The sequence below is a fragment of the Kribbella sp. genome (assembly GCF_035655035.1).
Classification (GTDB): domain Bacteria; phylum Actinomycetota; class Actinomycetes; order Propionibacteriales; family Kribbellaceae; genus Kribbella.
The window spans coordinates 1-12,980 of sequence record NZ_DASRVN010000256.1 but is presented as its reverse complement, the minus strand read 5'-3'; the positions used below and the strand labels follow the sequence as shown (position 1 = coordinate 12,980).

Genomic DNA, 12,980 nt, shown 5'->3' with positions numbered 1-12,980 from the left:
GTGGACTTCGGAGTGGTGTTTCAGTGCGATCCGCCCGCGTCCACGATCGTGCAGCTGGCCCGGCAGGCGGAGGACGCGGGGTTCGGCTACGTGTGGACGTTCGACTCGCACCTGCTGTGGCAGGAGCCGTTCGTCATCTACAGCCAGATCCTCGCGGCCACCCGGCGGGTGATCGTCGGGCCGATGGTGACGAACCCGGGGACCCGGGACTGGACCGTGATCGCGTCCCAGTTCGCGACGCTGAACGAGATGTTCGGCAACCGGACGATCTGCGGGATCGGCCGCGGCGACTCGGCGCTGCGGACGCTCGGCGCCCAGCCCGGGACGATCGAGGAGCTGAAGCAGTGCGTCGAGGTCGTACGGGCGCTGGCCCGCGGCGAGACGGTGTCGTACCGCGGCCGGCAACTGAAGTTCGCGTGGGTCGAGAACGGCGCGCTGGACGTCTGGGTCGCGGCGTACGGACCGCGAGCCCTGCAGGCGACCGGTGAGGTCGGCGACGGGTACATCCTGCAGCTCGCCGATCCGGACATCGCCGAGTGGATGATCACCGCCGTACGCCGTTCCGCGGAGCAGGCGGGCCGTGACCCGATGGCGATCAAGTTCTGCGTCGCCGCGCCGGCGTACGTCGGGGACGACCTGGCGCACCAGCGCGAGCAGACCCGCTGGTTCGGCGGCATGGTCGGGAACCACGTGGCCGACATCGTCGCCCGGTACGGCGCGTCGGGCGCCGTACCCAAGGCCCTCACCGACTACATCGAGGGCCGCAAGGGCTACGACTACGCCGAACACGGCCGCGCCGGCAACACCCACACCGCCTTCGTCCCCGACGAGGTCGTCGACCGCTTCTGCATCCTCGGCCCACCCGACCACCACCTGGCCCGCCTCGCCGACCTCAAATCCCTCGGCGTCGACCAGTTCGCCCTCTACCTCCAACACGACGCCAAGGAACAAACCCTGACCTCCTACGGCAAGCACATCATCCCGAACGTCTGAGTTCGGAACATGACAAATCGGTTATACTGGCGGGGTGGGATGGGAGATCAGCCTTCATCAGGAAGTCGAGTCCTGGTATCTGGCTGTCTGCAAGAGCGATCCGGAGACCGGCATGCTGATCGAGGCCGCGATCGATCAACTGGCGGATCAGGGGCCGACAGCGGGCCGGCCGTTGGTTGATCGGGTGAAAGGCAGCCGGTTCCAGAACATGAAAGAGCTCCGGCCGCCGTCAGCGGGGCGGAGTGAGATCAGGATGTTGTTCGCCTTCGACCCGGCTCGTGAGGCGATCGTCCTGGTGGCAGGCGACAAGTCGGGGCAGTGGGAGAGTTGGTACCGGACTGCGATTCCGCTCGCGGACGAGAGGTTCGCCGAACATCTGATCGCGCTGAAGGAGGACAGTGATGGGTGACTACGTGAAGTGGAAGGACGTCAAGGCCAAGAGCCGCGCCGCCGATCCGCGCAGCGACGCGGAGCGGGCCGCAAGCAAGCAGGCGGCTCGGGCGCGGCTGGATGCCTACTCGCGTGGGCATCAGCTCGCCGAGATGCGCAAGGCGGCGGGGGTCACACAGGCCGAGCTGGCGAAGCTTCTGAAGGTCTCCCAGGCGCGCGTCTCGAAGATCGAGAACGGCGAGGTCTCTGGCATCGACGTCATCCGCGCATATGTCACGGCCCTGGGCGGCAGCGTTGACCTGGTCGCGACTCTCGGTGACCGGACCTGGAAGGTCGCCTGACAACGCTGCCTGCCGTGTCTGACGTCTAGGGCGTCCAGCGGTAGGCGCCCGGGAGCAGGTCCGTGACGAGGACCGAGCCGGGGCCGTCCGGTGACGGGAGGATGACGCGGATGGTGGGGTGGTAGTCGACGAGGACCTGGCGGTCGCGGCCGCAGGGGCCGACGACGCCGCGGTTCTCGTTGCCTACGGCGACGATCGTGGTGAGTTCGCGGGCGCCTTCGGCGCGGGCGCGGCCGAGGGCGACGAGTTCGGCGCACGGGCCGCCGGTGAAGTGGTACAGGTTGATGCCGGCGTACATCCGGCCGTCGACGCCGCGGACCGCGGCGCCCATCGTGTGGATGCCGTCGGGGCCGTCGGTGTTCGCGTCGACCGTACGGCGGGCCAGCTCGATCAGCTCGCGGTCGTCGTCGGTCAGCGGCTGCAACCGCAGGCTCATCCGGTGATCCGCTTCAGTTCAGCTTCGGTGACCGCCTTCACGGTCTTGATCTCGGCCGCCGGGTCGGCACCGCTGCGGATGATCTTGTTCAGCGCGTCGGTGTAGGCCGAGCCGGCCTTCGGCGACCAGAGCATCGGGGTCTGGGCGTGGCCGTTCTCGGTCGCCAGCTTGGCGGCGTCGGCGGCCGGGCCGGACTTCAGCTTGGTCGCCTTCTCGACCAGGCTCTTCCGGGCCGGGATGTGGAAGCCGTACGACTGGGCGAAGTCGAGCTGGTCGTCGGTCTGGTCGACCCACAGCCACTTGACGTACTTCTTCGCCGCGTCGACGTTCTTCGACTTCGCGTTCACGCAGGAGCCGTACGCGCCGATCGGGACGCTCGGCTTGCCCGTGGTGGCGTTCAGCTTCGGCCACGGCAGTACGCCGTAGTCGCCTGGCAGCGCCTTCTCGATGGCGGGCAGGGTCCACAGACCGGTGAACTGCATCGCGGTCAGGCCCTGGGTGAAGGCGGACGGGTCGGACCAGTCGGTCGGTGCCCCGAGCAACAGAACCTTCGCGGTCCAGAACTCCCGCAGTTTGCGCAGCGACTCGACCGCCGCCGGGTCGTCGAAGCCGAACTGGTTGTCCGCGGTCAGGTAGTCGAGACCGGCCGACCAGAGCGCCGGGCCGCCGAGCACGCCGACACCGCCGTCGTTGCCGACGAACAGGCCCTTGACCTTGGGGGTGGTGAGCTTCTTCGCGGCCGCCAGCAGCTCGTCGACGGTCTGCGGAGGCTGTACGCCGGCCGCGCTCAGCAGGCTCTTGCGGTACACGAGCAGCTGCATGTCGACGACCTGCGGGATCCCGTACAGCTTGCCCTGGTACGACATCCGCTCCAGCAGCGCGGGGTTGAAGTCGCTCTTCGCGTCGCCGAGCAGATCCGTCAGCTCCACGACCTGCTTGCCCTTGATCATGTCGATCGACGGGCCGTTGCCGTTCTCGAACACGTCCGGGCCCTGGTCGGTGAGCAGCGACGTCGACACCTTCTTGTCGTAGTCGCCCGGCGACCACTGGACCGTCACGGTCGCGTCCGGGTACGCCTTCGCGTACTTCTCCACCGCCTGCTGCGTACCGGCCTCGCCGTACTGGTGGTACCACTGCTGCAGGGCCGGCTTCGACCCGCTGCCCGTGGAGGGCCGCCCGCTGTTGGAACCACATCCCGCCACCGCCATCGCCGACAGCCCGGCACCGATCCCGAGCAACCGCCGCCGCGTCATCCCACCAGTCATTCCAGCCTCCGTTCAGCGCACACGCGCAGCCTGCGTAGACCCTACGACCGCCGGGGCCGATCAGCGCGGCATTTCCAGCAGCTGGGAACAGGTAAGATGACCAGCATGCATTCCCTCCGTGACTAGAGGCGGCTCCCACGCGGTGCGTGGTTCCGAGCCCATCCCGTCTCTCTTCCTGGAGCGTTCTCGTGTCCGGCACTACTCGTGCCGGGAGCTACCGTGACGTCCTGCTGCTGCCGTCGGCGCTGCGCACGTTCGTGCCAGCGTTGCTCGGCCGGCTGTCGTACGGTCTGCTCCCGTTGTCCCTGCTCATCACGGTCCGGCAGTCGACCGGGTCGTTCGCGGTCGCCGGCGCCACGACCGCCGTCTTCGGGGTCACATCGCTGTCGATGCCGTACAAGGCGCGGCTCGTCGACCGGTACAGCCAGCGCCGCGTGCTTCCGTTTCTCGCTGCCGGCGCGTCGGCCGGTCTGCTGGTGATTTCCGGTACGTCGAGTGCCGTCGTACTGCTGCTCCTCGTCGGGGTGACCGGCCTGCTGGCGCCGCCGCTGGGCCCGTCGATGCGGTCGAACTGGCGGCTGCTCACGGACGGGCTGCCGCTCAAGGAACGGGCGTACGCGCTCGACGCGGTCGCCGAGGAGTGCCTGTTCCTCGGTGGGCCGCTGATCGCCGGCACGCTGATCGGCGCCTTCGCCGCGCCGGTCGCGCTGCGCTGCTCGGCCGGTCTGATGCTGGTCGGCACGCTGGCGATGGTGACCAGCCCGGTCACGACGCACACCGCTACGCCGGCCACGTCCCGGCATCCGCTCGGCCCGCTCGTCCTCCCCGGGTTGCGGCGCATCCTGCTGGTGATCATGGTCGCCGCGGCCGGCCTGAGTACGGCGTACCTGTGCGTGGCGGCCGTCGCGCAGCAGGCTGGCCGCCCGGGCGCCGCCGGGTACGTCGAGGCGGCGATCGCGGGCGGCAGCGTCCTCGGCGGCATGCTCTGGGCCTGCCGTACCCACACCCGCCCCTGGCCGCTCCACCTGGCCGGCCTGATCGCCGTCCTCGCCACGGGCCTCGTCACGGCGTCCTTCGTCCCCGGCCTCGTCCTGCTCGGCATCGTCCTGGGCCTGACCGGCGTCGCCGTCGCGCCCCTCTTCGTCGTCTCCTACCTCGCCGCCGACCAGGTAACCCCCGCCCACCAACACACCGAAGCCAGCACCTGGATCAACACCACCAACAACCTGGGCACCGCCGCGGGCGCCGCGACGGCCGGCCTCCTCGTCGACCACACCACACCCTCCTGGGGCTTCCTCGCGGGCGGCATCCTGCTGAGCGTCGCCGCCGCGGCGACCTGGCTCGCGCACCGCCTCGGCAACGATTCGATCAAGTTGTATATCTGAACCTACCCGAGTATATATATGACACCTAGTGTCGATCGCATGAAGACGGTGATCGACGTGGACGACAAGGCGCTGGCACTCGCGGCAAAGGAGCTGGGGACAGTGACGAAGAAAGACACGGTGAACGCCGCCCTCGCGTTCGTCGCCCGCCGCCGGGAGCGGATCGAGGCCCTGCTCGACGATCCGTACGGGCTCGGCGTCGGCCCGGACATCACCGACCCGGAGGTCATGCGCGAGGCCCGTCGTTGACCACGGTCGGCACCGTCGGGAAGCTCTACCTGGTCGACACGTCGGCGCAGACCCGGACGAACGACCCGGCCGTCCGGTCGATCATCGCCGGGCTGATCGCGGACGGGGCCGCGGCGACCTGCGTGACCGTCGACCTCGAGGCGGGGTTCTCCGGGCGCAACCACCAGCAGCTGCAGACGATCGCCGAGCGGCGGCGGTCGTTGTACGTGACACTGCCGTTCACCGAGGCGGTCGCGGAGCGGGCACGCGCCGTGCAACTGCGGCTGGCCGCGCGGGGTCAGCAGCGGGCGGCCGGAGTGGTCGACGTACTGACCGCGGCCGTGGCCGAGGAGCACGGCGCGGTGATCCTGCACTACGACAAGGACTTCGAGCACATCGCGGCGGTCACCGGGCAGCCGCACCTGTGGGTGGCGCCGCGCGGGTCGCTGGACTGAGAGCGATCAGGCGGGAGCAGGGGTGGGGGAGTCGTTGCCGTTGTCGGGGTGGGCGTTGGCGATGCGGGCTACTGCCTCGTCGGGTTTGCGGCCGGCTCGGCGAGCGGCTTCGACGTGCAGGCGGGCCAACTCGATCACCTGGCGGGAGACCTTCACGGTCCGCTTGTCAGCCATGGTCACTGTCTCCCTCGACGACCTCGATGTCAGCTTCCGCAATATCAGCGTACGCGTCCGCCCCGACCCGGTCGATCGCAACGGCGGCGGTCAGCGCGGCGACCAGGTCGTAGTCCTCCGGCTGTAACAGCTCCGACCGCATCAGTGAGCGGAGCGTCACCACGCCGGCGTCGGTCCCGGCGTCCTCGCCCTCGAGGATCTGCTCGACCGCCCAGCGCACCATCCGCATGGTCTCCTCGCGGTGCCGCCAGGTGTCCAGCTCACGGTCGGACTTGCGGGTCAGGTACGCCCCGAGCACCACGCCACCGAGCGCGAGCAACGGCGACAGCACCGTCATCACGACCCCGACGACCGAGATCCAGGTGGGAATCACGGACACACCCCGGCGATCATCGTCGTCCTCCCAATTCCGTGGTCTTGACCGGTCGATGATGCTACGAAGGAGCATCCCATCGAGCACCGACAGGCCAGCATGACAAGGAGTAGTGTCACCGTGACCGACCAGCAGGACGGGTACGACGTCTTCGTACAAGGCACCGTGTTCTACGACATCGTCATGACCGGCCTGGCGACCGCCCCCACCACCGGTACCGAGATCTTCGCCGAGGGGATGGGCTCCTGCCCCGGCGGCGTCGCGAACTTCGCGATCGCGGCCGCCCGGCTCGGCCTGAAGAGCGGCCTCGCAGCGGTTTTCGGCGACGACGTGTACGCCGATTTCTGCTGGCGCACGCTCGCCGACCAGGAGGGCGTCGACCTGTCGCACTCCCGCCGGATCGGCCACTGGCACTCCCCGGTCACGGTGTCGATGTCGATCAACCGCGACCGGGCGATGGTCACGCACGCGCACGAGGCACCCGGCGACCCGAGCAAGCTGGTCGGGCCGGGGCTGCGGACCCGCTCCGCGATCGTCCCGGTCGCCGAGGAACTGCCCGGCTGGACCGTCGAGGCCCGCGAGTCCGGCGCGCTGCTGTTCGGCGACGTCGGCTGGGACCCGACGGACGAGTGGTCACCGGCCGTGCTCGACGTACTGGACGGTTTCCACGCGTTCACGCCGAACGCCGACGAGGCGATGGCGTACACCCGGACCGAGTCGCCGAAGGCCGCGCTGCACAAGCTCGCCGAGCGGGTGCCGCTCGCCGTGGTCACGAACGGTGCCGACGGCGTGCTGGCGATCGACTCGGCCACCGGCGAGGAGGAGCAGGTCCCGGCGCTGCCGGTGCACTCGTACGACCCGACCGGCGCCGGCGACGTGTTCCTCGCCTCGCTCGTGCTCGGGACGCTTCGCGGCTGGCCGCTCGCGCACCGGCTGGCGTTCGGCAACCTGTGCGCCGGGCTGTCCGTGCAGCACTTCGGCGGCTCGCTCGCGGCCCCGGGCTGGGGCGACATCATCGACTGGGTCCGCGACCACAGCCGGCACCGCCCCGGCGACGTCGACCCCGACGTACTGCGGCACTACGCGTTCATCGGCGACGTGCTCCCGGCCGGCCCGGTGCCGATCGTCCGGCGCGCCTCGGCCACGATCGCCCGGCAGTCCGACGCGTAGGCCCGCGCACCGGGTATCGGACGGCGGCGTACGGAGCGGCAGGTCTGGTCGGCGGCACGCCGTGGAACGCCTAGACTGATCGCCGGCCGCTCCGGTGGCGTACGGTGCACTTCGTGGTTACCGTCGCGTCGCTCCCTGTTCCCGACCACGGCCGGATGAATCCGTGATCCGCTTCGAGAATGTTTCCAAGACGTACGAGGGCCAGTCCAAGGCCGCTCTGCTGAACGTCAACGTCGAGATCGAGAAAGGCGAGTTCGTCTTCCTGGTCGGTACCTCCGGGTCCGGCAAGTCGACGTTCCTGCGCCTCGTGCTCCGCGAGCACCGGACGTCCAAGGGTCACATCATGGTGGCCGGCAAGGACCTGAACCGGCTGGCCAGCTGGCGGATCCCGCAGATGCGCCGCCAGATCGGAACCGTGTTCCAGGACTTCCGGCTGCTGCCGAACAAGACCGTCGCGGAGAACGTCGCGTTCGCGCTGCAGGTGATCGGCAAGCCGCGCTCGCACATCCGCAAGACGGTCCCCGAGGTCCTCGAGCTGGTCGGTCTGGACGGCAAGGAGGACCGGCTCCCGGACGAATTGTCCGGCGGTGAGCAGCAGCGCGTCGCGATCGCCCGCGCGTTCGTGAACCGGCCGATGATCCTGATCGCCGACGAGCCGACCGGAAACCTCGACCCCGGTACGTCGGTGGGCATCATGAAGCTGCTGGACCGGATCAACCGGACCGGCACGACGGTCGTGATGGCCACCCACGACGTGTCGATCGTCGACCAGATGCGCAAGCGCGTGATCGAGCTGGAGAACGGTCACGTCGTCCGCGACGAGTCGCGTGGCGTCTACGGCTACCAGCACTGACCGCCGAGCACAGGGACTACTGACGAAATGCGCCTGAACTACATTCTCTCCGACCTCGGTATCGGCCTGAAGCGGAACCTCTCGATGACGATCGCGGTCGTCGTCACCATCTGGGTCTCGCTGTCGCTGTTCGGCAGCGCGCTGCTCGCCCACGAGCAGGTCAACCTGATGAAGGGGAACTGGTACGACAAGATCCAGATCTCGGTGTTCCTCTGCACCAAGGACTCCGGCGGCCGCGGCTGCACCGGCACCGAGGTGACGCAGGAGCAGAAGAGCCGGATCCAGCACACCATCGAGTCGAACCCGGACACCGCCCCGGACGGCGTGTTCACCGAGTCGAAGGCGCAGGCGTTCGAGTCCTTCAAGAAGCTGTACAAGGACTCGCCGATCGTCAGCACGGTCACCCAGGACCAGATGCAGGAGTCGTTCCGGATCCGGCTGAAGGACCCGCAGCGCTACCAGAACCTGGTCAGCGCCGTCGCCGGCCTGCCCGGGGTGGACACGGTCCAGGACCTCCGGCAGTACCTCGACCCGCTGTTCAAGGCGCTGAACTGGCTCCAGGTCGGCTCGTACTTGGGGGCGGGCCTGCTGCTGGTCGCCGCGCTGATGCAGATCGCGAACACGATCCGGCTGGCGGCGTACGCCCGCAGACGTGAGATCGGCATCATGCGGCTCGTGGGCGCGTCCAACTTCTACATCCAGCTGCCGTTCCTGCTGGAGGCGGTGCTGGCCGCCGTCATCGGCGCCGCGCTGGCCTGCGGCACGCTGTGGATGATCGTGTACTTCATGGTCATGCGCCAGGCACAGGCGACGTTCCGGGTCTGGCAGTGGGTCGGCGCGTCCGAGACCTTCCGGGTGACGCTGATCATGGTGCTGGTCGGACTGGTGCTGGCGGTCATCCCGACATTCCTGACGACGCGGAAATACCTCAAAGTCTGACCCGGGTGACTTATCGTGCAGTATCAGGAGTCACACGAGTAACTCCTGTACCGCACAACAACTTCATCCAGAGCAAGGGGTCGACCTGTGGTCCCGCACTTCCCCGGTGCGAACCCGCCTGAGCGGGGGAGCATCAAGCGAGACGACAGCACCGGTACCCCAGCCCCGCCGTACCCGCGATCGCGTCACCGATCGCCGGGCCGGCAGACCGTGGTTACCGCTTGCTGCCTTGTCCTGTCCCTGTCCGCCGGCATCCTGGCCGCGGTTCCGTCCGCTCCGTCCGCGGAGGCGAGACCGCCGGATCCAGCCGCCAAGAAGAAGCAACTCGACTCGAAGATCAACCAGTCCAAGGCGGATCTCGACGACGCGTCCGACCAGCTCGGCAAGTCCGTTGCCGCCTACAACCAAGCCGTCACGAAGTACCAGGCCGTGCAGGCTCGGTACGCCGTCGCGCAGGGGCAGCTGGCCGCCGCGAAGGCAGCCGACGCGGTTGCCGCGGGCAAGCTTGTCGCGGCCGAGGCGGCGGTGCGGACCGCGACGTCCGACGTGGCGGCCGGCCAGCGGCAGATCGCCGAGAAACGGTCCGTTGCCGGGCGCGCCGTACGGTCGGCGTACCAGCAGCAGAACGGTCTCGTCGGGCTGTCGATCGCGCTGCGCGGTGTCGCGCCGGAGGACATCGCCACCGGGATGCAGGTCCAGCGGAACGTGTTCGGCATCCAGAGCAACGCGATCGCCAACCTGAACTCGGCGCAGGCTCAGCTGGCTAGCAAGCAGGTCAAGCTGACCGCGGCGGAGAAGGAGGCCGAGGCCGCCCGCGTCGAGGCCGCCGCGACGGTCCAGAAGGTCACCGTGCTGACCAAGCAGGTCGCGACCGACCGGGCGGAGGCGGCCAAGGTCGCGGCGGTCAAGCTGACCGCGTTCAAGGCGGCGGAGAAGGAGAAGAACTCCGAACTCGCGCAGTACAACTCGCTGCTGCGGGAGCGGAACCGGGTCCAGCAGATGCTGATCGCGCAGGCGAAGGCCGAGAAGGCCGCGGCCGCGCGCCGGAAGGCGGCAGCCGAGGCGGCCGAGCTGGCGAAGGCGCGCAAGGAACACCGGCCGCCGCGGAACGTGCCGGACCCGGTGCCGAGCGGTGGCGGCCGGCTGAGCTACCCGGCCAGCACCTACATCACGTCGCCGTACGGGATGCGCTTCCATCCGATTCTGCACATCTGGAAGTTGCACGACGGGACCGACTTCCACGCTCCTTGCGGTACGCCGGTCCGCGCGGCCGCCGACGGTGTGGTCACGGACAAGTACTTCAACGGCGGCTACGGGAACCGGTTGTTCGTCTCACACGGGGTGATGGACGGTCACTCGATCACCACGGTCTACAACCACCTGTCGAAGTACAAGGCCCAGGTCGGCGACCGGGTGCGGCGCGGCGAGATCATCGCGTGGTCCGGTACCACCGGGTACTCGACCGGGTGCCACCTGCACTTCATGGTGTACCAGGACGGTTCGGTCGTTAATCCGATGAAGTGGCTCTGAACAATCTGGGATACTGGCCGGATGGTGAAACAGTCCGGCCGGGAGAAGCCGATCGCGCAGAACCGCAAGGCGCGACACGACTACCACATCGATGACGTGGTGGAGGCCGGGCTGGTGCTGACCGGGACCGAGGTCAAGTCCCTACGGCAGGGCCGGGCCTCCCTCGTCGACGCGTTCGCCTCCGTCCGCGGGAACGAGCTGTGGCTGCAGGGGATGCACATTCCCGAGTACACACACGGCACCTGGACGAACCACGAACCCCGCCGTACCCGCAAGCTGCTGCTGCACAAGGAGGAGGCCCAGAAACTCATCCGCGCCGTCGAGCAGCAAGGGGTGTCGCTGATCCCGCTGTCGCTGTACTTCAAGGACGGCTACGCCAAGGTCGAGCTCGCCACCGGCCGCGGCAAGAAGGACTACGACAAACGCCACGCCCTGGCCGAACGCCAAGCCAACCGAGAAGCCCTCCGAGCCCTCTCCGACCGCCGCCGCAGCTGACCTGTGGACAACTCCGGCACCTGACCGCCGGATCCGGATACGCTCAAGCAGGAAGAACAGGGGCGGGCGGCACCGGACCTAGGGGTGGGGTCGGGTCAGGGGTTGGTCCGGGCTGAACCGGATGGGGTGGGGGTGGTTGGGCGCGCACAGTGGAAGCATGTCCACTTCAGAGTTGCTGGTGACGTCGGCGCAGCGGGATCGGGCCGTCGAGATCCTCAAAGAGATGTACGCCGACGGCCGCCTGGACCACATGGAGTTCGACCTCCGGCTGGACAAGGCCCTCAAGGCGCGCACCCGGGCCGAGCTGAACAGCACGTTCGACGGCCTCGTCGCCCGCCCGGTGCCGACGTTCGCCCCGGCCGCCTTCACCCGGCCCGCGCCGCTGCAGATGTACCAGGGCGACGGCCGCGGGATGGGTACGATCGCGCACTGGCTCGGATACCCGACGTTCTTCGTCGGCCCGGCGCTCGTCGTCGCGACGGCCGGCCAGAAGAACCCTGCCGTACGCCGGCACGCCGTCGAGGCGCTGAACTTCCAGTTGACCGCCGCCGGCGCGTTCGCGCTGCTCGGGGTGATGACCGGGTTCACGCACGGGTTCCTCGGGTTCCTGTTCCCGATCCTCGGGATCCTGTGGTTCCTGCTCACCGGCATCGGCGGCCTCGCCACCGCGGCCGGCGCCAAGTTCCGGTACCCGTTCACGCTGCGCCTGATCAAGTAGGCCCTACCCTGCTGGAATGGGTGTTCCGGTCGGGGTGCGGTGGGAGGTCGGCGCGTTCCTCGGGCTGACCGCGGCGACCGGCCTGATCGACGCGGTCAGCTACCTGAAGCTCGGACACACCTTCGTCGCGAACATGACTGGGAACGTGGTGTTCCTCGGGTTCGCCGTGGCACCCGGGTCGGGCTTCCGGCTCGGCCCGCCGGTGGTCGCGGTCCTGGGGTTCGTCCTCGGCTCGCTGCTCGGCGGCCGGGCGGCCCGGGTCCTGGAGGCGCGACCGCGGCGCTGGCTCGGGATCGCGTTCGGGGCGCAGGCGGCGGTGCTGCTGCTGTGCGGCCTGCTCGTCGGGGTCGGCGTACTGCGGGATTCCGGCGGCACGTCGTACCTGCTGATCCTCGCGCTGGCCGGCTGCTTCGGGCTGCAGAACGCGACCGTACGGCACGCCGCCCCGAAGGACCTGACCACGACCGTACTGACGCTCACCCTCCCGGGGCTCGCCGCCGACAGCGTGCTCGGCAACGGCCGCGCGGCCCCGCCGTACCGCCGCCTCGGCTCGATCCTCGCGATGCTCGCCGGCGCCGCTGCCGGCGCTCTGCTCCTCCAGGTCACCATCGCCTGGGTGATCGTCCTCGCCGGCACGGTGGTCGCGGCCGCGGCGACGATCTTCGTCCTGGCACCCGCGGACTGAGGGCTGGCGGTGGTCGAGCGGCCGCTCGACAGGTAGTGCGCTGGTGAGACGCTGTACGCACGAAGCCGTTCACGCTCAGGTGCACTACTCGACAACCGGACACCTCCTGTCCGGCGGAGACCAGAGCAGGGTGGTGAACCGGGCGAAGGGAATGTCAGGTGCGGGTCGCTGGTTGGACTTGGTAGTGTGGTCCTTCCACCGCGGTACGGGTGGGAGTTTGACAACTCAACAGGGGGTGAACGGTTTCGACTTTGGACGTATGTTCCAAGTGAAGCGGGCCGAGGATCCAGGGTTATCTCGTTAACGATCTCTGGAAACCAATAAGTGCCGACGTAAAGCGCACTGACCTCGCTCTCGCCGCCTGACGGCCTGAGCACTTAAAGAGGTGGTCAGCCCGGGGATGCTCTCGCCCCGGTTCCTGGCCTCATTTAGAGAGCTTGCTTTGTTAGCCCGGTCACGGGGCTAGCACGGGACATTTACAGTGACTGAGCCTGTCAGCGAGATGTCTGTACAAACGCTGGGGCCGAGAAAAACGCTATTCAGACTGCGC

17 protein-coding genes and 1 other RNA gene are annotated in these 12,980 nt (G+C 68.6%); 14 read left to right on the top strand and 4 right to left on the bottom strand.

All coding sequences use genetic code 11. From position 1 onward, the window contains the following. Genes VFF46_RS14865 through VFF46_RS14855 form a run of 3 tightly spaced genes read left to right on the top strand, consistent with a single transcriptional unit; the run spans nucleotide 1 to nucleotide 1,724 of the window. Entirely contained in the window at nucleotides 1-993 is a 993-nt protein-coding gene (locus VFF46_RS14865) for a TIGR03842 family LLM class F420-dependent oxidoreductase (protein ID WP_325037706.1), read from the top strand. Between the two features lie 34 nt (nucleotides 994-1,027). Beyond that, the gene (locus tag VFF46_RS14860; protein ID WP_325037705.1) at nucleotides 1,028-1,402 is read left to right on the top strand and encodes a type II toxin-antitoxin system RelE/ParE family toxin; all 375 of its coding nucleotides are present in this window, start codon (nucleotides 1,028-1,030) and stop codon (nucleotides 1,400-1,402) included. Beyond that, nucleotides 1,395-1,724 carry a helix-turn-helix transcriptional regulator gene (locus tag VFF46_RS14855; RefSeq protein ID WP_325037704.1) on the top strand — a complete coding sequence of 110 codons (330 nt, stop codon included), beginning with the start codon at nucleotides 1,395-1,397 and terminating at the stop codon, nucleotides 1,722-1,724. The genes VFF46_RS14860 and VFF46_RS14855 overlap by 8 nt, the downstream gene beginning before the upstream one ends. A gap of 25 nt (nucleotides 1,725-1,749) precedes the next feature. Here the strand turns inward: VFF46_RS14855 and VFF46_RS14850 are convergent, their stop codons facing one another. Together VFF46_RS14850 and VFF46_RS14845 are read right to left on the bottom strand one after the other, a co-directional pair. Then, nucleotides 1,750-2,160 (bottom strand): cytidine deaminase, encoded by a 411-nt coding sequence (locus VFF46_RS14850; RefSeq protein ID WP_325037703.1) that lies wholly within the window; start codon nucleotides 2,158-2,160, stop codon nucleotides 1,750-1,752. Next, complete coding sequence (locus tag VFF46_RS14845; protein WP_325037702.1) at nucleotides 2,157-3,425, bottom strand: sugar ABC transporter substrate-binding protein; 1,269 nt, start codon at nucleotides 3,423-3,425, stop codon at nucleotides 2,157-2,159. Before VFF46_RS14845 ends, VFF46_RS14850 begins: the two co-directional genes overlap by 4 nt. A 188-nt stretch (nucleotides 3,426-3,613) precedes the next feature. On the opposite strand from VFF46_RS14845, the gene VFF46_RS14840 reads away from it, so the two are divergent. Genes VFF46_RS14840 through VFF46_RS14830 form a run of 3 tightly spaced genes read left to right on the top strand, consistent with a single transcriptional unit; the run spans nucleotide 3,614 to nucleotide 5,493 of the window. Next, nucleotides 3,614-4,810 (top strand): MFS transporter, encoded by a 1,197-nt coding sequence (locus tag VFF46_RS14840; protein WP_325037701.1) that lies wholly within the window; start codon nucleotides 3,614-3,616, stop codon nucleotides 4,808-4,810. A gap of 39 nt (nucleotides 4,811-4,849) precedes the next feature. Then, a complete protein-coding gene (locus VFF46_RS14835; RefSeq protein WP_325037700.1) occupies nucleotides 4,850-5,059 on the top strand; it encodes a type II toxin-antitoxin system VapB family antitoxin in 210 nt (69 codons plus the stop codon). Continuing rightward, nucleotides 5,056-5,493 (top strand): PIN domain-containing protein, encoded by a 438-nt coding sequence (locus VFF46_RS14830; RefSeq protein ID WP_325037699.1) that lies wholly within the window; start codon nucleotides 5,056-5,058, stop codon nucleotides 5,491-5,493. Before VFF46_RS14835 ends, VFF46_RS14830 begins: the two co-directional genes overlap by 4 nt. A 6-nt stretch (nucleotides 5,494-5,499) precedes the next feature. On the opposite strand, the gene VFF46_RS14825 is transcribed toward VFF46_RS14830, so the two are convergent. Together VFF46_RS14825 and VFF46_RS14820 are read right to left on the bottom strand one after the other, a co-directional pair. Next, the gene (locus VFF46_RS14825) at nucleotides 5,500-5,667 is read right to left on the bottom strand and encodes a hypothetical protein (protein WP_209698182.1); all 168 of its coding nucleotides are present in this window, start codon (nucleotides 5,665-5,667) and stop codon (nucleotides 5,500-5,502) included. After that, nucleotides 5,660-6,040: a hypothetical protein gene (locus VFF46_RS14820; protein ID WP_325037698.1), complete on the bottom strand. Its 381-nt coding sequence runs from the start codon at nucleotides 6,038-6,040 to the stop codon at nucleotides 5,660-5,662. The genes VFF46_RS14825 and VFF46_RS14820 overlap by 8 nt, the downstream gene beginning before the upstream one ends. A 120-nt stretch (nucleotides 6,041-6,160) precedes the next feature. Between VFF46_RS14820 and VFF46_RS14815 the strand changes: the two genes are divergently transcribed. From VFF46_RS14815 to ssrA, 8 genes are all read left to right on the top strand, one after another. Beyond that, nucleotides 6,161-7,210 (top strand): carbohydrate kinase family protein, encoded by a 1,050-nt coding sequence (locus VFF46_RS14815; RefSeq protein WP_325037697.1) that lies wholly within the window; start codon nucleotides 6,161-6,163, stop codon nucleotides 7,208-7,210. 163 nt (nucleotides 7,211-7,373) lie between these two features. Next, nucleotides 7,374-8,063 (top strand): cell division ATP-binding protein FtsE, encoded by a 690-nt coding sequence (gene ftsE / locus VFF46_RS14810; RefSeq protein ID WP_077013482.1) that lies wholly within the window; start codon nucleotides 7,374-7,376, stop codon nucleotides 8,061-8,063. Between the two features lie 27 nt (nucleotides 8,064-8,090). Next, a complete protein-coding gene (ftsX, locus tag VFF46_RS14805) occupies nucleotides 8,091-9,002 on the top strand; it encodes a permease-like cell division protein FtsX (protein ID WP_325037696.1) in 912 nt (303 codons plus the stop codon). 210 nt (nucleotides 9,003-9,212) lie between these two features. Further along, nucleotides 9,213-10,532 carry a peptidoglycan DD-metalloendopeptidase family protein gene (locus tag VFF46_RS14800; protein ID WP_325037695.1) on the top strand — a complete coding sequence of 440 codons (1,320 nt, stop codon included), beginning with the start codon at nucleotides 9,213-9,215 and terminating at the stop codon, nucleotides 10,530-10,532. Between the two features lie 21 nt (nucleotides 10,533-10,553). After that, the gene (gene smpB, locus VFF46_RS14795) at nucleotides 10,554-11,027 is read left to right on the top strand and encodes an SsrA-binding protein SmpB (RefSeq protein WP_325037694.1); all 474 of its coding nucleotides are present in this window, start codon (nucleotides 10,554-10,556) and stop codon (nucleotides 11,025-11,027) included. Between the two features lie 157 nt (nucleotides 11,028-11,184). Then, nucleotides 11,185-11,745, top strand: a complete 561-nt coding sequence (locus tag VFF46_RS14790) for a DUF1707 and DUF4870 domain-containing protein (RefSeq protein WP_325037693.1) — start codon at nucleotides 11,185-11,187, stop codon at nucleotides 11,743-11,745. A gap of 16 nt (nucleotides 11,746-11,761) precedes the next feature. Continuing rightward, nucleotides 11,762-12,430, top strand: coding sequence for a YoaK family protein (locus tag VFF46_RS14785; RefSeq protein WP_325037692.1), 669 nt, complete (start codon nucleotides 11,762-11,764; stop codon nucleotides 12,428-12,430). 231 nt (nucleotides 12,431-12,661) lie between these two features. After that, nucleotides 12,662-12,980, top strand: a transfer-messenger RNA (tmRNA) gene (ssrA, locus tag VFF46_RS14780); the annotation flags it as partial.